Below are 20608 nucleotides of genomic sequence, written 5' to 3' on the forward strand. Positions count from 1 at the left end.
ATGAATGGTATAGATTTATCAAAAAAATATTTTTATGATATAGCTTATCCTATTTTCAAAAAAAATTGTCCTGAAATTTTAGATATTTCATCAATTGGTCTTGTTGGGGAAGGATCTGAGTGTTTTGGCCTAGATGATGACATATCAAAGGATCATGATTTTGGTCCTGGATTTTGTATTTGGCTAAGTGAAGATGATGTTAAAATTTATAAAAATAGTATTGAATCTGTTTTGAAAAAATTACCAAAGGAATTTTTGGGATATAAAAGAATTGATTCACAAATTGCAGATAAAAGAGTAGGTTTATTTTCTGTAGAAGATTTTTATGAAAAATATACATCAGTTAGAAAGTTTCCAATTAATGATATAGATTTTTTAAAAATTCCAGAATCTTTTCTTGCTACTGTTACTAATGGAGAAATTTTTTTAGATAATTGTAAATTATTTTCAGCTTATAGAAAATATTTATTAGATTTTTATCCAGAAGATGTAATTAGAAAAAAACTTGCTGCCTATCTTTTTCAAATGGCTCAAGCTGGACAATATAACTTGAAGAGGTCTCTTGATAGAAGTGATATTTCAGCAACATTTTTTGCAAAGGCTGAGTTTATGGAAGCTTTATTTGGAGTACTTTTTTTATTTGCAAAAGTCTATATGCCTTATTATAAGTTAAGATACAAAAGATTAGTACAAATTAATTATTATCCTAGCCAATTATTTGAAGATATGAATAAATTTATCCTAGCAAATAGTAAAAAAGATCTTTTATATTTGAGTGAAAAGTTAAGTATTTATGTAAAAGACATTTTAAAATATAGGTCAATCACTAGGTCAAATGATGATTTTTTATTAACTCATGCAATTGAGGTGCAAAATTCTATTAAAAATCCACAAATTAGGGCTATTAATTTGGTGAAAGGAAATTAATATGAGGTACTTATTTAAAAATATTGACAAAAACTTGATGAAAGATATACTTAATGATTATAAATTATCTTGTATTTTCGATGAGCTTTCTTGGATTTTGGACTTTGAATGGAAAAGTTTTGACAAGATTAGGGGATTAAATGGTAGGGCAATTTGCCAAGATTCGCCTAAAGAATTTTTTATTATGAGGCTTGCTCAATATTTAGCCTATAATGAAAAAGTTGTAAATTATTTATACGAGGACCTAAAAAAAGCAGAAAAAAATGATTTTAATCCCATTTTTGATAAGTATGCTAGAATGATGGAATTTACAGATAAGGATAAGTTTGAAATTATTAAAGAAAACTTAGAAGACTTATCACAGGTTAAGATTCATCTTTTAGAAAAAATTAAAAATATCCTAAAGTCAAAGTCAACAGATACTCCAAAAGAATTAGAAAAAATAAGGCCTAGAGAGTCTGAAGATAAGAAAATTTCATCTTATGATTATTATATAGCTGAAATTTCTTCTTTGTCTTTAAAAACTTTGTGGGCTATTGAAGAGATGATAAATCATCCTCCTTTTAACTTAGAAGAAAATATTTATGATAACACAAAATATTTATTTGAAAGATTAAATATTAAGGAGTAAGAATGATCAAAAAAGAAAAACCATACTCAATTGGTGAAGCTTCAAATAAAGCACAAGTATCTACGAGAACCTTAAGACATTATGAAAGTATAGGGCTTATTAAACCAGATTTTGTTAAAGAAAATGGATATAGATATTATACAGATGAAACTATACTTGTAATTTCTTTAATAAAATATTTACAATTTATGGATTTCACATTGGATGAGATTAGAAATTTTATTTCTAATACAGAATATAATGATGTTAGCAAGACCTTTAATGAACTTATTAAAAGAACTAGTGAAGAAATAAAAAGATTAGATGAAAGATTAACGATAATAAAAGATTGGAACGAGCTAATATCAGAAGCTTCGTCTGCCTTTTTAATAGGAAACAACACTCCAAGTATTAAATACATAAAGGAAAGCGAATTAATTTCCTATCCTATGGATTTTGATTTTTACTATGAAGATACTGTCCTAGATTTAGACTTTGCAAATTTTGTAAAAAGTAAAGATAACAAGATTACAGGTCCTGTTATGTTTTATTTTGATTCTTATATTGATAGATTAATGTGCGAAAACGATAATAGACCTATAAAGGGTCGATACATTCAAAGAACTGTTAATCCTATCAAAGATCAAAAAGATATTTTCACCATAAAAGATGGAATTTATGGGTCTATTTATCATTTTGGAAAATATGAAAATTTAAGTAAATCCTATCAAAAACTTATAAATCGGGCTAAAAAATATAGGTATAAATTATCAAAAGAGGTTATAGAAAGATTTGTAGTGGATTCTTGGACTTTTAGAGATGAAGAAAAATATGTAACAGAGATACTAATACCGATAGAAATGAAAGTAGAGGAAAATAAATGACATTTTCAGTAAAACCTACTATAAATGTTGGAGATGATAGCCTAAAAATTTTAAATTCTTTAGACGTAAATAAAATATTTTTTGTAACAGATCCATTTGTAGTAGAAAGCAAAATGATAGACCAAGTAACAAGCCTGCTAAATAAAAATATTTCTTATGATATTTTTAGTGAAATCAAACCAGACCCAAGCCAAGAATTAGTTGAAGAAGGAAAAAAAGCTTTAAAAGCTTCAAATCCTGAATTGGTTTGTGCAATTGGTGGAGGATCTGCGATAGATGCTACAAAGGCTATTATTTATGATATATACAAGGAAGAAAAAGTAAAGAAAACTTTTGTTGCTATACCAACCACAGCAGGTACAGGAAGTGAGTCAACGAATTTTGCAGTTGTAACTGTAGGAAGTGATAAAAAAGTATTAATAGATGATATAATGCTTCCAGATTATGCCCTATTAATTCCAAAATTTACAAAAACCGTGCCAAATTTTATCACTGCTGATACAGGAATGGACGTATTAACTCACGCAATAGAAGCATATATTAGTAAAAACGCATCAATATATACTGATACATTTTCAAAAACTTGCATAGAAACAGTATTTGAAATTTTGCCAAAAGTATATGATGATGGAGATAGGTTAAAACTTAGAGAAAAAATGCTAGAAGTTTCAAATATGGCAGGAATTGCCTTTAACAATGCAGGACTTGGAATAAACCATTCCCTAGCCCATACAATTGGCGGAACTTTCCATATTTCTCACGGAAGATTAAATGCAATACTTCTTCCTTACGTAATAGAATATAATTGTAAAAATTCCGATGATACTAGAAAAAAATTAGATGATTTAGCTCAAAAATTAAATCATAGGGATTACACTTGCCTTATTAAAGTCATTAAAGAAATGAATAAAAAATTCAATATTCCAGAAAAATTAAGTGGCCTTGGGAAAATCGATGAAAAAACTTACCAAGATTCAATAGATAAAATGGCACTTACAGCCCTAAATGACAGGTGCACACCAACAAATCCAGCCTTGGTAACAAAATTTGATTTAGCAAATATCCTAAGGGATGCTTTTTAAATTTTCAAAATTCATGTGTAAAAAAATGACCTTAAAAGTTGAACTGCCCCCCCAAAAGTTAGACCTAAAAACTAACAAAAGGAGGTCAGTTTTTTTATGAAAAATATAGAAAAATTATATACTTTCGTATTTAAAAGTTTATTATAAAAATATAAAAATATTATAAGCTCTCCTATTGCAAAAAATCCTAATAAGACTAAAGAATGTGGACATATAAATCTAAAGTTATTTGATTCAATTGCCAAAAAGTTAAGTCCTATTATTTTTAAAGATTTATAGTAAGTTACAAATCCAAACATTGAAGAAATTATAGACAGAAGAAATATTATTCCAAAAGGCTTTACTGCTAAATGTGAAAATATACAGGCCTAAAAGCTAATGAGTATAGGGTTAAGAATATGAAAACAAAAAGGGGGACTTGTAACATTGCTAAGAAAAGAATATGGATAAATCTTTAATTAGTAAACAAACCCATGGAATGTTTAGAATATGTCATTACTCATGAGTTGGTTCATTTGATAGAAAAAAATCACACCAATAGATTTCACGCTTTAGTAGAAGAATTTTATCCCACATGGAAATAGTATAGAAAATTATTATCACAAATGCCATTAGATTATCTGGAAAAGGACAATAACAAGGAGGATAAAGACATCTAGCGATTTATTGCAATAAAAGGATGAAAATTCTATAAATCTTGTTATTACAATATGGATGAATTTTTAAAGGCTAGGAGCATTTAAGCTCTTAGCTTTTTATAATACCAACTAATAAATCCCAAATCAAAAATCCAAAGCAACTAGGTATTATTCTCGATTTATCCTTTTTCCTTTTAACTCAGCTATTATTAATATATAATAATAAGATAAGAAAAAGTTAGTGAGGGTGTTATGAATATAAAGTTAATGAATATGGTAATGATTTGTGATGATGTTAATGATAGGGTTCTTGTTCTTGATAAGGTTAAAAAGTATGGCTGGGAAGGGCTTACTTTTCCTGGGGGCAAGGTCGAGGAAGGCGAAAGCCTTACTGATTCTGTGATAAGGGAGGCCAAGGAGGAAACTAACCTCGATATCAAAAATCCTAAGCTTGTTGGTGTGATTAGTTGGATTTATGGAGAGAATAGGGATTTGGGCTTTATTTATAAGACTAATGAGTTTTCTGGAAAGCTTATCGAAGAAAATCGTGAGGGTAGACTTTTTTGGGCTTCTTATGAAAAGATGAAGGCTATGGATGGCCTATCAGAATCCATGGATAAGATTTTTAAAATCTATGATGGAAAGTGTAGGGAGATTACTTGGTTTTATGATGAAGGAAGAGTTATTTATCAATAGAAACTAGGAAAGTTATTATTGAAAAGTGATTAGCTTTCTGTTATACTTTAGTTAGTGTATGGTACAGACCATAACAGTTCGGTTATTAAAAATTGAAAGTGAGTAATATATGATTTTAGATAAAAATAATCCTGATTTAGTGAAAAAATATAATGATTTTATTAAAAATTCAGAATATGGAAATTTTATGCAGGATATGCGCTGGGCAAATATTAAGGCGAATTGGAATAGTGTATATTTTTATGTCGAAGAGGAAGGCGAGATTAAGGGAGCTCTTTCTGTTATTTATATTAGGGATGGCAAGGTTGGAAAGAATTTCTTCTATGCAACAAGAGGGCCTGTTGCAGACCTTCATGATATAGACCTTGTGAAAAAACTTATAGGAGAGGCTAGCGATTTTGCTAGGAAAAATGACGGCTTCCTCCTTCGTATTGATCCTCTTGTAAGATTTGACGAAAAGCTCGTTAAATTTTATGAGGATGAGGGGATTGTAATTAGGCACGATAAGACCACATCTTCCCAACCCCTTCTTAATATGGTTTTGGATATTAAGGGAAGAGATGCGGAAGAAATTTTTGCAAATTTTTCTAAAAATACGAGAAAGCATACAAGAAAGTCTTACAGGGATGGGATAGTTACTAAGGAATTGGGCGAAGAAGGGGTGGATATTCTCTACAAACAAGTAGTAGAAACTGCCGAAAGAGCTGGAATCAACCACAGACCTTATGAGTATTTCAAGGCCCTTTATGATAATTACAAGGACGAGATTAGATTATCAGCTTGTTTTTATGAGGATGATGCCCTTTGCTCATCTATGCTAATTTGTTATGGAAACAGGGCCCTTGCCCTTTATGGTGGCTCTAGTGATGAGCATAAGGATATGGGTCAAAATTATCAGATAAACTACGAAGAAGTTAAGTACGCTTCAGAAAATGACTATGCTTATTATGATATGGGCGGAATTTTTGAGGCTGATGATAGTGATGGTCTTTACAGTTTTAAGAGAAAATTTACCGAAGAGAATGTAGAAAATCTCATCGGTGAAATAGATATAGTTCTAGATGATAAGCTTTATGAAGAATATATCAAGGAGAAAAATCCTCACTTTAAGAGAGAAGAAGAAAAGGAAGATTAGTGAGCCTAATTGAGATTAGGGGGCTTAAAAAATATTACAAGCTAGGCGGTAATGTTATAAAGGCCCTAGATGGGATAGACCTAGATATAGAAAAGGGCGAGTTTGTTGCCCTTTTAGGAACTAGTGGTTCTGGTAAATCTACCCTCCTAAATATGCTAGCAGGCCTTGAAAGACCGACCAAGGGGACTATCAAGTATGGTAATATTTCCCTAACTGATCTTAACGAAGAGCAGATAACTAAGTTTAGGAATCTAAATATCGGCTTCGTCTTTCAGTCCTACAACCTCCTTCCCTATCTATCAGCCTGGGAGAATGTATCCCTTCCCTTAACCTTTAAGGGCCTAAATAAGGAAGATAGAAAGAAGGAAGCCTATAAAATTTTAAAGCAAGTAGGTTTAGCTGATAGGATGGACAATAGACCGAACGAGCTATCTGGTGGTCAACAGCAAAGGGTATCTATTGCTCGTGCCTTTGTTGGAAGGCCAAAGATAATTTTTGCGGACGAGCCAACAGGAAACCTTGACACCAAGACTAGCTTTGAGGTAATGAAGCTTATTAAAAATATTACAAGAGAGAACAAACAAACCTTCATTATGGTAACCCATGATGATGAAATGACAGAATTTGCAGACAAAGTCCTCTTTATGAGAGATGGACACTTAGATAAAATCCACGAGAAACTAACAATAGATGAGGTATTAGAAAATGATGGGTAATGCAAACACCGCAAACGAAAGCCAAACAAGTAGGACAGAAAGCCAAGAAAATGCTTCCGAATCTGTCCAACAAGGCCCTATTAGAAATCAACCTAAGCTAATCATATCAGATTACGAACTAAATCCCAAGATTGTCCAAGCAGGTGAAGATTTTGATTTATCCTTCACCCTCTACAACACCAACAATGAAAATACTATTTACAATCTAAAGGTAACCTTGGAACAGACCCTAGCCCAAGCTCCCCAAAGCTCAGGCTCAAATAATAACAACCTTGTATCCGATGGATCAGTTTTTACTCCAGTAGATAGGTCAAACACCTTCTATGTATCAGCCATTTATCCTGGCAACTGGACTAGCAAGGATATAACAATGAGCGTTCTACCAAACGCAAATCCTGGTCCCTATGTAGTTAATTTGACTATGGAGTATGAAGACTATCTCGGCAACCAATACAAGAGTGTCGAAACTATAGGCATCCCAGTTACCCAAAGGTCGGGAGTAAACTTTGGTAAGGTAAAGCTAAATGACCTAAGTGCAGGTACACCAAGCTCTCTTTCTGTAAATATCTACAACACTGGCAAGGATAACCTAAGCACAGTTATGGTAAGGGTCAAGGGAGAAGGCTTTACAGCCGATGAAGACGAAAGATTCATAGGAAACTTCAATGCAGGAAGTCAGGAAAGTTTCTCTTGCAACATCACTCCAACAAAAGAAGGCAAGATATCTGGCAAAATCGAAATAATCTACGAAGACTCAAGGGGTAAAATCTTCAAGCAGACCAAGGAATTTAAGGGAGAAGTAATGGGAGCTATGCCAGGTAAAGAAGGATCAGTCGATCCTAAAACTGGAGAAATGATGGGAGATGCCCCTCAAGAAACTAATTCATCAGTCTTAGCTTCACCCTTCCTCTGGATAGGAATAATAATCATAGCTGCCCTCTTATTAATCCTAATAAGAAAGAAAATGAAAGCTAAGAAAGACGAGGAGCTAATAATAGAAGATGAAGATCAGTGATAGACTTACGATGGCCCTAAGAAACTTAGTCAGAAGAAAATCGAGGACTATCTTGACCATCCTATCCGTAGTAATCGGTGCAAGCTCCATCATCCTCATGATGGCCTTTGCCCTAGGCATCAACCAAAAACAAAAGGACATGATAGACTCCTTTGGTGGGCTAACCTCTATCACCATTCTAACGGAAAATAATGGTGGAAGTACAAAGGTTGATGAAGCGAGCATTTCTAAGCTAGAACAAATCAAAGGAGTAAAGGTAGTTGTTCCCTACAAGTCCTTTTACAGTCAAATTTTACTTAAAGATGACGAATCATATAGCATAGATGGTGAAATCCAAGTTGTTCCCGACAAGGTCATAGACAAAATTACAAGCGATATGCTTGATTGGGGAAGTAAGATGAATAAATCTGAAGATAAAATCCTCCTAGGCTCTCAAGTTAAAGCATCTAAGATTAAAAGGTCTAATGGTGGCTACTCAGAAGAACCGGTCAATGACTTTGACTACCAAAAACACAAGTACATTCTTAGGCTGGGATGGAGAGATGAAAGTGACGATGGAGTCAATTTCACAAGCAAGGATGAGCAAAATAATGAGGACAATAAGCCCCAATTCGTAGACCTAGCAGTAGAACTTGCTGGAAAGATGAATGCCAAATCCTTTATCACGGGATGGACTTCTATAATAAATGAGAATTTCTACAAAAAACTTCAAAAGGAAGACAAAAAACTTGCCAATTCCCAACTTAACCAAAATTTTGATAATCAGGGAAAACCGATTGAACATAAAAGCAGGGATAAAATCGACTATGACAATCTCAAAGTAGTAGTAGGAGATGTCGATGACCTTAAAAATGTCGAAGAGCAAATCAGAAAAGCTGGCTTTCAAACTCAATCAGAAGCAGGCTCTGCCGAAGAAGTCAAAAAAACAAGTCTTGTAATAACCCTAATCCTTGGCGGAATAGGATCGGTTGCCTTCATAGTATCAGCCATAGGCATAATCAACACCATGCTTATGAGTATCTATGAAAGACAAAAAGAAATAGGAGTAATGAAAGTAATAGGAGCATCCATTGGAGATATCAGGTCTATGTTTCTAATCGAATCTGGCTTTATAGGACTTTTCGGTGGGATTGTAGGATTAATAATCTCCCTTGCCATAGGACTTGTAATAAACAAACTGGCAGCAAATTCAGGTATATTTGCGGGAGAAGCATCTAATAAAATTATCCTAATACCAATCTGGCTTGCCATAGTAGGAGTAGGCTTCTCATCAATGGTAGGAGTACTCGCAGGCTACATCCCAGCAAGAAGAGCAACAAAACTATCAGCAATAGAAGCTCTAAGAGCAAATTGATTTAACTTGCTTTGATTAAAAGCAAGTTAAATCATCTCGACAGAGCGAGCGAAGCGAAAGGAGAGAGTTTGCCCACCGGTCATTTCTAATGGTCCTTGCCACAATGAACATTAGTGAATTGATGGCAGACTCCGCCTTGCCATTTCGAACTAACGAAGTTAGGAGAGATCTAACTAGCAAATCTAATATCCAAGCAAACAAAAGATCAAGAAAAGATACTCAGGTAAGAAGCAAAGCTTCTACCTCGACTCTAGCTTGGATTTACTTTTTAAATCAATCTTCATATAAATAGGCAAATGGGCGAAAAATTAAGCTCGTTTTTTTGTGCTTATAAATTACAGTGGGTATAAATATATAAAGCGAGGAGGAAATGATGAGTAAATTAAGTGCAGAGATTAAGAAGTATTTACTAGAAAATAAGTTAAGTCTTGATGATATAAAAAAAGACCTACAAAGTCTAGATGTCGACCTAGTAGCGGATATGTTGGAAGATAAGCTTAACACCTATGTTATCAAGAAGTCTGGTTCTGTGGAGAAGTTTTCCAAAGAAAAGATAGAAAGGTCAATAAAAGATGCAGTAGCTTCTCAAAAGGCAGCTATGACTACATCTGATATAGGAATAATAGTAGACGATGTGATTGACAGTCTAGATAATGATCCTAGAAAAGTTTATAAGACTAGTGAAATCAAAAACTATATCAAGGACGCCCTACTCAAGGAAGGCTACTCCAAAGTCTATAAGGAATTTATCTCCTATATCAAGGAAGACTAATGAATATAAAAATAGTAGCTGTAGGAAAAATCAAGGAGAAATTTTTCAGGGATGCCCTTTCTGAATACTTAAAGAGAATGGCTAGCTACAATAGTCTTGAAATCATAGAAGTCCCTGACCAGATGGCTCCAGAAAGTCTTTCAGCCAAAGAATTAGAAGATATTAAGGCTAAGGAAGGAGAGAAAATCCTCTCCAAAATAAAGGATGACGCCTATCTTGTAAGTCTAGAAATCCTAGCTAAGGAGATGACTAGCGAAGAATTTGCAGGCTTTATTAAAGAAGAAATGCTAGATGGGGCAGGTCGTGATTTAGTTTTTGTAATAGGTGGGTCAAATGGCCTAGCTAAGTCGGTAAGCCAAAGGGCGAATAAGAAGATTTCTTTTGGCAGATTTACCTATCCCCACCAGCTAATGAGGGTTATACTTGCCGAGCAAATTTATAGGGCCTTTAGGATTATTAATGGCCATCCCTACCATAAGTAGGATTATGAATATAAGGAGTTTTGATGAAAAAATTTTTAGTTTTAGCAACAAATGGAAATGAAACAATAGAACTTTTTACCCCAGTAGATTATCTTAGAAGATTAGGCATAAGTGTCGACATAGTCTCTACTGAAGAAAGCCTAGATTTAAAAACTAGCCAAGGGGTAAGCTTTAGGACTGATTTAACCTTTGATCAAATCGTAGCAGATGACTACTTTGGTCTATATATACCTGGTGGAACTGATGGCGCTTACTCAATGAGAGATAATAAGAAGGTCATTAATCTTATTCAAAACTTTAATAAAGAAGGAAAAATTATCGCAGCAATATGTGCAGGCCCAGTTGTCCTAAACAAGGCAGGAATCTTGACAGACAAAAAAGCTACTTCTTTTCCAGCTATGAAAGAAGAGATGGATAAGACGGGAACTTATATTGATGATAAGATTGTAGTAACAGATGGAAATATCACTACAGGAAGGGGAGCGGCAGTTACAAATTATCTAGCCCTAGAACTAGCTCGTATAATAGAGGGAGAAGAGTCGGTAGAAAAATTAAAATATGGCACCCAACAAGAGGCTGTAGAAAGATATTTCGATTTTAAATTCTAATAGTTTACAAGCACTCGAAAATTTCCATGGATGATTAACTTATCCATGGTTTTTTATGTAAAGAGAATTATTTTTGCAAAAGTAAGGAAAAACTAAAATATTTTTTCCAATGATAAAAATTTTGTTTTAAAAACTTTTCCATATTTCCAAGCACTTTGTTATAATATAGGAAAGGAGTTTTTATGTATTTTTTTGTTAACGATTATAATTCGATTTGCTATCCAGAAATTTTGGATTGTTTGAAAGAAAATATGGATGAATTTAATATCGGATATGGTTTTGACTATCATAGTGACAAGGCCAAAGCTCTTATTAGGAAGGCCTTGGCGGATGATAGTGTCGATATTCATTTTCTTCCTGGGGGAACTTCTGCAAATATTATTGGAGCTTCTTGTGGTATGCGTCAGCAGGATTCTATCCTAGCCCTTGCGACTGGTCATATCAAGGGCCACGAGGCAGGCTCAATTGAAGCTACAGGAATAAAGGTCGAGCTTTGTTATGCTGATTCGGGTAAGCTTAGTAGAAAAATTCTTGAAAATGAAATTGGAAAGTTTGATACAGAGTTTACAACTATGCCCAAGAAGGTCTATATCTCAAATACGACAGAGCTTGGAGAAGTCTATAGCAAAGCCGAGCTTATGGATATATACGATTTTTGCAAGGCCCATGACATGTATCTTTTTATAGATGGAGCAAGAATTGCAGCAGCCCTTGCTAGTGATAAGTGCGATTATACTATGAAAGATTTAACTAAGATGTGCGATATTTTCTACTTGGGAGGGACTAAGGTAGGCTTTCTTTTTGGGGAAGCCCTCGTAATAGTTAATGATGACTTAAAAAAGGACGTCCTAAAACTTATCAAGCAAAAAGGCGCCATGCTTGCCAAGGGTTTTATCTCAGGGCTTATGTGGGAGAGGGTCTTTTCAGAAGAAGGTTTCTACTTAAAGGGCTCAAGGCATGCTTATCTTATGGCAAAACTTTTGGCAGAAGGTCTTGAGAAAAAAGGCTATAGGCTAAATCCTGCTTTTGAGTCTAACCAAATTTTTCTAGACTTAGACCATGATAAGCTAAAGCTTTGGCAAAATCTAGCTAAGTTTGAAATAGTGGATTCTTTTGATACTTGTCATAGGATTAGGCTTGTAACGACCTTTAGGACAAAGAAGAGTGACGTGGAAGGATTTTTGGAAGAGATTGAATGATTATGGATTATAAGAAGTTTTTATCATATTTTGCCAAACTCTGTCTTGGAATTTTTATTATCGGTGGTCTTTATACGATTTTAAAGCCAAAGACTAAAAATGTTACTGACTACAAGTTGGCAGATGGTTTGCTTTATACAGGTAAGCTTTATAGGGGTAAGTTTCAAGGCAAGGGAGTCCTAAAGACTAAGGAAGGTCTTTATAAGGGAGATTTCAAAAAGGGACGTCTTGTTGGAGAAGGAGTCTACATAGGAGATTCTTATTATTATATAAAGGATAAGAAGGAAGTTAAGATAAAGTATAACGATGGTAGAGTTTACAAGAAGGTAAATGGCAAGTGGGAGGAAGAAAAAAATGCGAATTAAGGGTTTGGACTATTTGCGTGTCTATGGCATAGGACTCGTCCTAGTCTATCATATTTTCAAGGAATTTCTCCCAGCAGGTTTTCTTGGAGTAAATATAATGTTTGTCCTCTCAGGATTTTTGGTAAGCTTTCACCTCCTTGATGAAGTCTATACTAAGGATGAAATCGACCTAGTTTCTTACTACAAGAAGAGATTTATTAGAATCTTTCCTGGGGTGTTTTTTATGGTCTTTGTCGTTAGTATTTTGGCAATTTTCATAAATAGGGACTACACTGTCCACTTTTTTGACCAGTTTATAGCAGCCCTTTCCTTTACAAGTAACTACTACGAAATTCTTACAGGAGGCTCTTATGAATCCCAATTTATAAGCCACCTCTTCCTTCATACTTGGTTTTTGGCAATAGAAATCCATTTCTATTTGCTCTGGCCAATTATAACTAACTTTATCTACAGGATGAGTGAAAAAAGTAAGAATGTAAAAAAGACCTTTTCCAATAGGTTTTTCCTTGTAAGTTTTATTCTTTATGTATTAAGCCTAGGCCTTACTATAATTCTTACAGCCCTTGATAAAAATAGGTCTTTCGTCTATTTCTCAGACTTTACAAGATTGTCTTCCTTCTTTATGGGAGCTATTGTTGCTTGTTTTGTCAAAAGATTTGGCTTTAGGAAGATTCCTTATAGCAAGGCTACTATAGGATGTGCTATCATCATCCTAATAATGTCCTTAGCTCTTTCCTATGATATGAAAATAACCTACATTCTAGGATTTTTCTTAACAGACTTGTTGACTATTATAGCCATTCTTGCAGCATTTTCTAATCAAGACACAGATGAAGTAGGAATAGTTAAGAGAATTTCACCTTACACTTATTCAATCTACCTCATCCATTGGCCAATCTTTGTCATCATGAAAAGTTTTGCCAACAAGCCAACAGCCTTCTTGTTAACCATAATCTTTACAGGCCTTCTGGTTGCCATTAACTACCACATATTCGAACCATTCTTCAGGGGAGATGAGATAAGCTTTATGAAGCTTAAAGTAAATCCAAATGCAAGGGTAAGAATGGCAACTATTTCAGCAATTATGCTTATCTCTTTTGTAAGTGCATCAGGCCTAAGCTTTGCTTCAGCTGATATGGTAAGTCTAGAAAAAAATATTTGGATATCTTCTGTCAAACAAGACCTTGATCAAATAAAGAAGGATAAGAAAGACTTGGATAGGCAGATATTCGAAGAAGAAAATCCTGACCAAGCATTAAAAGATGGAGAAGTAAATACGACCGTCTTTGGAGACTCAGTTCTTTTGGGTAATAGGGAATATATAGAAGAAAATATAAAGGGAACTTCAGTAAACGCCGAAGGAAGCAGACTCCTTGAAACAGGCGAGGATTTGATAAAAGAAGCAGTAAAAGAAAACAATCTAGGAAAAATAGTAGTTATCGCCCTAGGAACTAACGCTATTGAAGACCCAGAAACATCATTAGATAAGATGATTAAGGCTGTGCCAAAGGGAACAAAAGTAATTGTAGTTTCCTGCTACGACAATCGCTACGAACAACCTCACAGGGTTAGTGTCGCCATGAAGAAAATAGCAGAAAAATACAAATTCGTAACCTATATGCCTTGGGAAGAAGAAGCTATGAAGCATCCAGAATACTATCAAGGAACAGATGGGGTTCACTTCTATGGCCACACTGACGCCTACGAGGCCTACAACAAATTACTTAAAAAAGCTATCCTAGAAGCAAGCAAAAAAGAGGGAAAATAACCCTCTTTTTTTGATGAAATTTTATAGGCTAAAAGTAAGAAGCCTATTTCCTATCATAATATTATATTTCCATTCAAAAAACCCTCCATGCAGAGGGCTTTTTATACTTTATCACATACCTTTATCATTATACCACATTTATTCGAATATTCTTTTAATAACAAACGGATTATTGATTGGGCTAACTATAACTCCTTGGCCAGGACTTGCTGCATGAACCATATTGCCCAAACCATCAGCTATTCCTACATGATAGATATCATTATAGCTTGAACCGAAGAATACCAAATCGCCTGCTTTTTCTTCACCAAAAGCAACTGTTTCACCATATTCTGCCTGACTTTTGGCAAGGTGAGGAAGGTCTAGACCGAAATTCTCGTAGGCCTTTAGGACAAGACCTGAGCAGTCTATACCATTTGTCTTTGATATTCCTCCAAAAACATAAGGGCTTCCAACATAGTCGAGGGCGTAATTATAGATGCTCTTTCCGATTTGTGATTCATCCTTATTAATAACTTCACCATCATCGTTGGTAAAGTAGCTTACATAGATTACTTCGTAAGCATCATCACCGCCTTGTTGACTTTCTTCTTGTGTGACTCTTTCTTCTTCTTCGATTTTTTCGTGCTTATCCTTGGATTCGTTTAATTCTTTGTAGGTTTTTTGTAGTTTACTTAAATATTTTTTGCTTCTTCTGGAAAGATCAAGGCTTGATATTTTAACAAAGCCTAATTGCTCTTCCATATCTACTTTTTTATCTTTAAGCTTGTCATTTTCATCTACATTTAGCTTTTTGTTTTCCTTCTTAGCTGGCTTGTAGGCTACCTTTACATAATCGCTTCCTTCTACAAAGGAAAGGATAGTAAGCTCGCTATCTGGCTTTAGCTTGTAATTTATCTTATCCTTGGCATTTTTGCTTGGAGCAGACAAAAGATTTGTTTCTTTTATGACCCTTACATCCTTCAAGCGATAGAACCACTCCTTGCCGACATAGGCGTTTTCGCCCTTGTAGTCAATGATATACCAAAATCTATCTTCACTTTTTATTGGGTATCTATTGTAGTCTTCTATTCCGCCAAGGACTTCTGAACTGTTGGATTTTTCTTTTCTAATATTGACTCCATCAGTTTTGTCCTTATTAAGTATAATTTCATCCGCCTTAGCTGTACTTGGATAAATTAACAAGAGGCCTAAAAGTATAAATCCTTTCCCTAATAACTTTCTTAATACTTTCACCGATTCTCTCCTTAAATGTTCTCTTCTTCTATTATAGCATAGATTACTAATTGATTAAGGAGAAATTTAGAATTTCTCAAACAATTTATAGGAGAAGTCAACCAAGTTCTTAGAATAATCATTTCTCAAATAGGCAGGGTCTAGGAGATTAATCCTAACCCTATCGAGTCCATCGGCATCCTTAAAGAACTTGGCAAGTCTTTTAGCTCTAGGAAAATCATCCTCATTTTTTACAAATTCTCTTATAGTTTCATCCATATTCTTGTCATCCCTGGAGTGGGCAGCAATTACTGCTTGCAAGATTTCCTTATCCTCTTTTTTTATATCATGGGCGTATTGGATAGACTCCCTTGCGGCCCTTGGACCATGTTCTGTATCCCAGCCATCATTTACCCTGCGGGTATCGTGAAGGCTTGCAGCATTTATCAAGATATTTGTGTCTGCTTCATCAAGCTTATAGGCAAAAGACAAAAGGACTGAGAAAAATATCACCCTTTCTATGTGGTCTTTGCCATGGATATGGGAAGTAAAAAGTATATCTGTATTTAGTTTTTCATAGGCTTCTCTTAGTTTATCCAAATAGGAAGAAGCCATGAATTTATCATAAAAATCGTAATCTTTTATCCAATTTTCATTATTTAAAATCTCTAGTATTCTCATAAATTCTCCTTTATATTATTGTACAACATAAAACACTTGCGATAAAGGGTATCATATTAAAGAGGTGACTTATGTTATATAATAAAAAAATGATTAATGAAAGATTACTCAATGCAATAGAAAAAAGCAAGGATTATATAGGTATAGGTGAAGCAGCAGGCTACATACCAGAACTTTTGAATGTCGATAGTGACAACTTTGCCTTTAGTCTTGTTACAACCAACGGGGATGTCTTTAGTTATGGGGATAGGGATATAGTATTTTCCATCCAATCCATCTCCAAACTGCTAAGCCTTATTCTCGCCCTAACCGATACTAGTCCCAAAGAGGTTTATGAGAAGGTAGGTAGCGAGCCAACCCGCTATGAATTTAATTCCATAGTTCCTATAGGCGATAAGCCTGCCAATCCTTTTATCAATGCTGGTGCAATTACTACGACTTCTATGATACTTGGAGCGAATAATGAAGAAAAATTTAAAAGAATCCTAAATTTCTACAAGAGCCTATCAAACTTCAAAGAAAGTAGCCTTATGAAAGATATCTACGAGTCCGAGATTAAGACTACAGATAGGAATAAGGCTATAGCCTATTATCTTAAAAGCAAAAATATTTTTTCTGCTGACCCAGAAGAAGTCTTAGACCTCTACATCAAATCCTGCTCCATAGGCTCAAACATAGAAGGCCTTGCAAAAATGGGAGCAGTCCTCGCCAATAATGGCTATGATGTTGACGATAGAAATATGATCGTTCCAGAACCGATTGTCCAAATAGTAGTAAGCCAAATGGCATCTTGTGGAATGTATGAAAACTCTGGCAACTACTTGATGAATGTAGGTATTCCATCGAAATCTGGAGTAAGTGGGGCCATAGTAGGAATAGTGCCAGGAGTATGTGGCATAGGAGTCTACTCACCAAGACTAGACAAAACCGGCAACTCCGTAAGAGGCAAAGAACTATTTAAAATCATATCCCAAGACTTGGGCTTAAATATTTTTGTCTAAAAAAAAGCTTTGAAAGATTCATGACAAGAAGTTAATCTTTCAAAGCTTTTGATTTGAATAAGTATATAGCTTAAAGCTACTTAGAATCTTTAATGACGCTACTCCTATCTAGCTTAATATTTTCATAAAGATAAACAAAGAACAAAATAGCATATAGTATAGCAAATCCTACAAAGGCTATAGTCAAGGAGTCACTGCCTAGAAGTTTTCTTACTCCCATTAAAAAGGCGGGACTTAAGAAGCCTCCTATATTGCAACCTATAAAGATAAGGTTGTTGATAATCCTATTTTGGCTACCTCTTGCAAATCTACTCGCTTCAGCAAAAAGATAAGGGGTGCACATGGACTGACTTGTTGCATTTAATACCATTGCTAGCATAAAGACATAAATATTGTAGCCCCAAAAGGCTATAATAAGGTTAGATATTATATAGATAATTAGGCCTAAAAGTATAGTCTTTTCCCTCAAGGATCGGTTGATATAGCCGAAGGCAAAACCTGAAAGCATACCAGATAGGGGAAGGAGGATCATATAAGCATTAATATTAAAATCCATTCCCTTGGCAAGAGTTGCTATGGTTGGAAATCTTACACTCAAGGAAGTTAGGTTCATTATCATTAAGCCTGCAAAGAAAACATAGAAGAAGACTTGCTTAGTTAAATAAAATCTTCCTTCTCTTTTTTCTGGCCTTATATCCTCGACATTCGCTGAAAAGAAAAAGAGGATAAAGATTGATATGCAATAGGCAAGAAAAGCCATAGGCCATTTGATTTTGATAAGAAAACCTGCAAGGAGGAGCAAAAGCATCTGACCTATATATTCTGTGGAGTTTCTAAGACCATACAGGCTTGCCGCCTTTTCCCCCCTAAAAAGGGCACTTATGTAATTGGCGGCATGACCATTAAACATCCCAACCCCAAAGCCTAGGATGATCCTAGAAAGGAAAATACTCTCGTAGCTAGTTTTAATTACTGGTATTAGCCCACTAATAAAGACTAGACTTGTTCCTATTTGTACACATTTTTTCATCCCTATTAGCTTGGTTATATATTCGCTTAGGGCTATGGAGATTATAGTAGTTATTGATGATAGGGTTATGAGAAACTCTGCGGCTTGTCTACTTATGCCTAGGTCTTTTTGCATAAAGACTAGGATTCCTGATATGGCGGCATTACCTGCAGTTATTAAAGAAATAGACAGGATTGCAGCTTCTGTCAATCTATTTTTATTAAAAGCTTTCATTAAGACCTCTTTTCTAAGGGGATGTTCGAGAATGAATAATCGTACCAATATCATTAGAATAAGCTCCGCGGAAAAGTCTCAAAACGCCGACGGGCTAACTGCCTTAATTATCTGGCAGACACCAATATGCCTAGCGTTAAGGAGAGGTAAAATTTCCTAAGAGAACCTTCTAATGATAGAACGATGATTATTCATAATTTTGCATTAGACCCTTTAGATTTTGATTTGAATTATATTTAACTTACATATATCAAAGATATTTTAGACCCTGTAGGAAAATTTATCCCTTTGTCTAACTTTGAGATCTTCTTTCTCGTAGTATCTTAGTATCTGTCGATATATCGAAAATTTATGCTATTTCAGCGATTTTGTATTGGATTTTCATCGCATTTCCTTGACCTTGGACTTATCCAAGCCTTATAATATTATATCAGAAGGAGTCAAAATGAAAAATACTTTACTTAAATCTTATTTCAAATATTTGCTACCGACCATAACTACCATGATTTTATTTTCGACCTACACCATGGTTGATGGGATTTTTGTCGGCCAAGGAGTTGGTGCAAGGGGGATATCGGCTGTAAATGTTGCCATGCCCTATGTAACCCTTACCTTTGCCCTTTCTATCCTAATTTCTATCGGTAGTTTAAACCTAATAACCTATCAACTGGGTAAGGGAGATAAAGAAAAAGCTGATGAATTTTTCTCTATTGGTCTTGTACTTTCCCTCGCAGTTTCCTTACTCATAGCCCTTCTTAGTTATATCTTTATGGATAGGCTTATTGGAGCCTTGGGAGCAAGTGATGATATAAGGCCTTTAGTCAAGGACTATATGTCAGTAATTATTTTCTTTACTCCCTTTTATGTGATGGCCTATGTCTTTGAGATTATGGTAAAGGCAGATGGAAAGCCAATCATATCTACTATCCTAATGATAGTTTCTGCCCTCACAAATATAATTCTCGACTATGTATTCATCTTTCACTTCCATATGGGAGTTAGGGGAGCAGCCATAGCTACAGGTATAGCCCAAGTGCTTCCGACCCTTGGCTATGTTTCATATTTTCTATCATCCAAGGCCCAGCTAAAGTTTAGGAAATTCAAGTTAAAATATTACAAGATCAAGGAAATCATCTCTTATGGTTTTCCTGCAAGCCTAAATGAATTATCATCAGGCTTTGTCATCCTCCTTTTCAATAAAGTAATATCAACTTATTATGGGACAGATGGCCTTGCTAGCTTTTCAGTAATTTCCTACATCATGATATTTGTGGTAAACACCATGATTGCCATTAATCAATCAAGCCAACCTATAATTTCTTTCTCCTTTGGTAGGGAAAAATACGAGGATGTCCTAAGGATTAGAAAGTACATGCTAAGAACAGTCGCCATAGTAAGCCTTCTTATGTTTATGGCAATTGAACTAAGACCAGTATTTTTTGTAAATGTCTTTATAGCTGACTATGATATTAATTTTCTAGCCTTTGCAGTAAAGGCCCTAAGAATTTTCGCTATATCCTATCTAATTATGGGCTTTAATATAATTAATGCTGGATACATGACGGCAGTCCAAAAGCCAAGATATGATTTCTATATCACAATAGTAAGGGGCTATGTCCTAATGGCGATTTTAGTCTACCTTTTGCCCTTTATCTTTGGAAGGGAAATAATCTGGCAAGTAGCTAGCATCACAGAACTAATTACTATGATACTTTCTATATTCTTGATAAGAGATGAAATAAAAGAAATTCATGAATTAGAAAAAAGACGTGATAGCCATATCAAGATTAAATACGAAAAATAATATCCCAGCTGGGCCTAATACTTTTTTAGGTTACAGCTGGGATAAATTTAATTTCTAGCGTCTACATCGGCGTATTTTCTATCATTATCAAATTTTTTAACTGCATAGGAGCAGATAGGAAGGATTTTTTTCTTAGAAGCCCTAAAGTGATCAACTAGGCAATCAAGTAAGCTTCCTGCAAGTCCCCTTCCACCATAGGCCTTATCTACTACAGTATGGGTAAGCTTGTAGATGCCATCTTCTTTTTCATACTGGCAATAGCCAATCTTTTTTTCTCCATCAAAGGCAGAAGCCTCTTGTTCCTCTTCGTTAAAAATAATTCTAATATCCATCTTATCACCTCTTTTATCTTTTACCCAAAAAGAAAAATAACTAGCAAAACCTAGGCATTTGACCTTTGAAAATTGCAAGTG

At 34.7% G+C, this 20608-nt stretch carries 21 protein-coding genes and 2 pseudogenes; 18 read left to right on the top strand and 5 right to left on the bottom strand.

What is annotated here, in order from left to right:
* Genes HMPREF0077_RS07760 through HMPREF0077_RS07775 form a run of 4 tightly spaced genes read left to right on the top strand, consistent with a single transcriptional unit; the run spans nt 1 to nt 3503 of the window.
* Entirely contained in the window at nt 1-927 is a 927-nt protein-coding gene (locus HMPREF0077_RS07760; protein WP_004837457.1) for a DUF4037 domain-containing protein, read from the top strand.
* A 1-nt stretch (nt 928) separates the two neighbouring features.
* The gene (locus HMPREF0077_RS07765) at nt 929-1558 is read left to right on the top strand and encodes a DUF4125 family protein (RefSeq protein ID WP_004837458.1); all 630 of its coding nucleotides are present in this window, start codon (nt 929-931) and stop codon (nt 1556-1558) included.
* A 2-nt stretch (nt 1559-1560) separates the two neighbouring features.
* Nucleotides 1561-2421 carry a MerR family transcriptional regulator gene (locus HMPREF0077_RS07770; protein WP_004837459.1) on the top strand — a complete coding sequence of 287 codons (861 nt, stop codon included), beginning with the start codon at nt 1561-1563 and terminating at the stop codon, nt 2419-2421.
* Nucleotides 2418-3503 (top strand): 1-propanol dehydrogenase PduQ, encoded by a 1086-nt coding sequence (locus HMPREF0077_RS07775; protein ID WP_004837460.1) that lies wholly within the window; start codon nt 2418-2420, stop codon nt 3501-3503. Before HMPREF0077_RS07770 ends, HMPREF0077_RS07775 begins: the two co-directional genes overlap by 4 nt.
* Nucleotides 3504-3574: 71 nt before the next feature.
* Here HMPREF0077_RS07775 and HMPREF0077_RS10995 read toward each other — a convergent pair.
* Nucleotides 3575-3853: pseudogene (locus HMPREF0077_RS10995) on the bottom strand (hypothetical protein); the annotation flags it as partial.
* A gap of 120 nt (nt 3854-3973) precedes the next feature.
* Between HMPREF0077_RS10995 and HMPREF0077_RS11000 the strand changes: the two are divergent.
* The 12 genes and pseudogenes from HMPREF0077_RS11000 to HMPREF0077_RS07835 form a co-directional block, all read left to right on the top strand.
* Nucleotides 3974-4087, top strand: a pseudogene (locus HMPREF0077_RS11000) (M48 metallopeptidase family protein); the annotation flags it as partial.
* A gap of 306 nt (nt 4088-4393) precedes the next feature.
* Nucleotides 4394-4837, top strand: a complete 444-nt coding sequence (locus HMPREF0077_RS07780) for an 8-oxo-dGTP diphosphatase (RefSeq protein WP_004837462.1) — start codon at nt 4394-4396, stop codon at nt 4835-4837.
* A 109-nt stretch (nt 4838-4946) separates the two neighbouring features.
* Entirely contained in the window at nt 4947-5972 is a 1026-nt protein-coding gene (locus HMPREF0077_RS07785; protein ID WP_004837463.1) for a lipid II:glycine glycyltransferase FemX, read from the top strand.
* On the top strand, nt 5972-6688 hold the full coding sequence (locus HMPREF0077_RS07790) for an ABC transporter ATP-binding protein (RefSeq protein WP_004837464.1): 717 nt from the start codon (nt 5972-5974) through the stop codon (nt 6686-6688). The genes HMPREF0077_RS07785 and HMPREF0077_RS07790 overlap by 1 nt, the downstream gene beginning before the upstream one ends.
* On the top strand, nt 6678-7703 hold the full coding sequence (locus HMPREF0077_RS07795) for a COG1361 S-layer family protein (RefSeq protein WP_004837465.1): 1026 nt from the start codon (nt 6678-6680) through the stop codon (nt 7701-7703). Before HMPREF0077_RS07790 ends, HMPREF0077_RS07795 begins: the two co-directional genes overlap by 11 nt.
* A complete protein-coding gene (locus HMPREF0077_RS07800) occupies nt 7690-9057 on the top strand; it encodes an ABC transporter permease (protein WP_040349607.1) in 1368 nt (455 codons plus the stop codon). Before HMPREF0077_RS07795 ends, HMPREF0077_RS07800 begins: the two co-directional genes overlap by 14 nt.
* Before the next feature lie 373 nt (nt 9058-9430).
* On the top strand, nt 9431-9829 hold the full coding sequence (locus HMPREF0077_RS07810) for an ATP cone domain-containing protein (protein ID WP_004837467.1): 399 nt from the start codon (nt 9431-9433) through the stop codon (nt 9827-9829).
* Complete coding sequence (gene rlmH, locus HMPREF0077_RS07815; protein ID WP_004837468.1) at nt 9829-10311, top strand: 23S rRNA (pseudouridine(1915)-N(3))-methyltransferase RlmH; 483 nt, start codon at nt 9829-9831, stop codon at nt 10309-10311. Before HMPREF0077_RS07810 ends, rlmH begins: the two co-directional genes overlap by 1 nt.
* Before the next feature lie 23 nt (nt 10312-10334).
* Entirely contained in the window at nt 10335-10919 is a 585-nt protein-coding gene (locus HMPREF0077_RS07820; protein ID WP_004837469.1) for a DJ-1 family glyoxalase III, read from the top strand.
* A 182-nt stretch (nt 10920-11101) separates the two neighbouring features.
* The gene (locus HMPREF0077_RS07825; RefSeq protein WP_004837470.1) at nt 11102-12118 is read left to right on the top strand and encodes a threonine aldolase family protein; all 1017 of its coding nucleotides are present in this window, start codon (nt 11102-11104) and stop codon (nt 12116-12118) included.
* The gene (locus HMPREF0077_RS07830; protein WP_004837471.1) at nt 12115-12483 is read left to right on the top strand and encodes a hypothetical protein; all 369 of its coding nucleotides are present in this window, start codon (nt 12115-12117) and stop codon (nt 12481-12483) included. Before HMPREF0077_RS07825 ends, HMPREF0077_RS07830 begins: the two co-directional genes overlap by 4 nt.
* Nucleotides 12473-14251: an acyltransferase family protein gene (locus HMPREF0077_RS07835; RefSeq protein WP_004837472.1), complete on the top strand. Its 1779-nt coding sequence runs from the start codon at nt 12473-12475 to the stop codon at nt 14249-14251. Before HMPREF0077_RS07830 ends, HMPREF0077_RS07835 begins: the two co-directional genes overlap by 11 nt.
* 138 nt (nt 14252-14389) lie before the next feature.
* On the opposite strand, the gene HMPREF0077_RS07840 is transcribed toward HMPREF0077_RS07835, so the two are convergent.
* Entirely contained in the window at nt 14390-15487 is a 1098-nt protein-coding gene (locus HMPREF0077_RS07840) for a C40 family peptidase (RefSeq protein WP_004837473.1), read from the bottom strand.
* A gap of 66 nt (nt 15488-15553) precedes the next feature.
* The gene (locus tag HMPREF0077_RS07845; protein ID WP_004837474.1) at nt 15554-16147 is read right to left on the bottom strand and encodes a hypothetical protein; all 594 of its coding nucleotides are present in this window, start codon (nt 16145-16147) and stop codon (nt 15554-15556) included.
* 71 nt (nt 16148-16218) lie between these two features.
* Here HMPREF0077_RS07845 and glsA point away from each other — a divergent pair, with 71 nt between their 5' ends.
* Nucleotides 16219-17148 carry a glutaminase A gene (gene glsA / locus HMPREF0077_RS07850; RefSeq protein WP_004837475.1) on the top strand — a complete coding sequence of 310 codons (930 nt, stop codon included), beginning with the start codon at nt 16219-16221 and terminating at the stop codon, nt 17146-17148.
* A gap of 76 nt (nt 17149-17224) precedes the next feature.
* Here glsA and HMPREF0077_RS07855 read toward each other — a convergent pair whose 3' ends face one another.
* A complete protein-coding gene (locus tag HMPREF0077_RS07855; protein WP_040349611.1) occupies nt 17225-18391 on the bottom strand; it encodes an MFS transporter in 1167 nt (388 codons plus the stop codon).
* Between the two features lie 445 nt (nt 18392-18836).
* Between HMPREF0077_RS07855 and HMPREF0077_RS07860 the strand changes: the two genes are divergently transcribed.
* On the top strand, nt 18837-20195 hold the full coding sequence (locus tag HMPREF0077_RS07860) for an MATE family efflux transporter (protein WP_040349613.1): 1359 nt from the start codon (nt 18837-18839) through the stop codon (nt 20193-20195).
* A 47-nt stretch (nt 20196-20242) separates the two neighbouring features.
* On the opposite strand, the gene HMPREF0077_RS07865 is transcribed toward HMPREF0077_RS07860, so the two are convergent.
* Nucleotides 20243-20527 (bottom strand): GNAT family N-acetyltransferase, encoded by a 285-nt coding sequence (locus tag HMPREF0077_RS07865; protein WP_040349614.1) that lies wholly within the window; start codon nt 20525-20527, stop codon nt 20243-20245.
* Between the last annotated feature and the right edge of the window lie 81 nt (nt 20528-20608).

This window comes from Anaerococcus tetradius ATCC 35098, from assembly GCF_000159095.1.
Lineage (GTDB): Bacteria > Bacillota > Clostridia > Tissierellales > Peptoniphilaceae > Anaerococcus > Anaerococcus tetradius.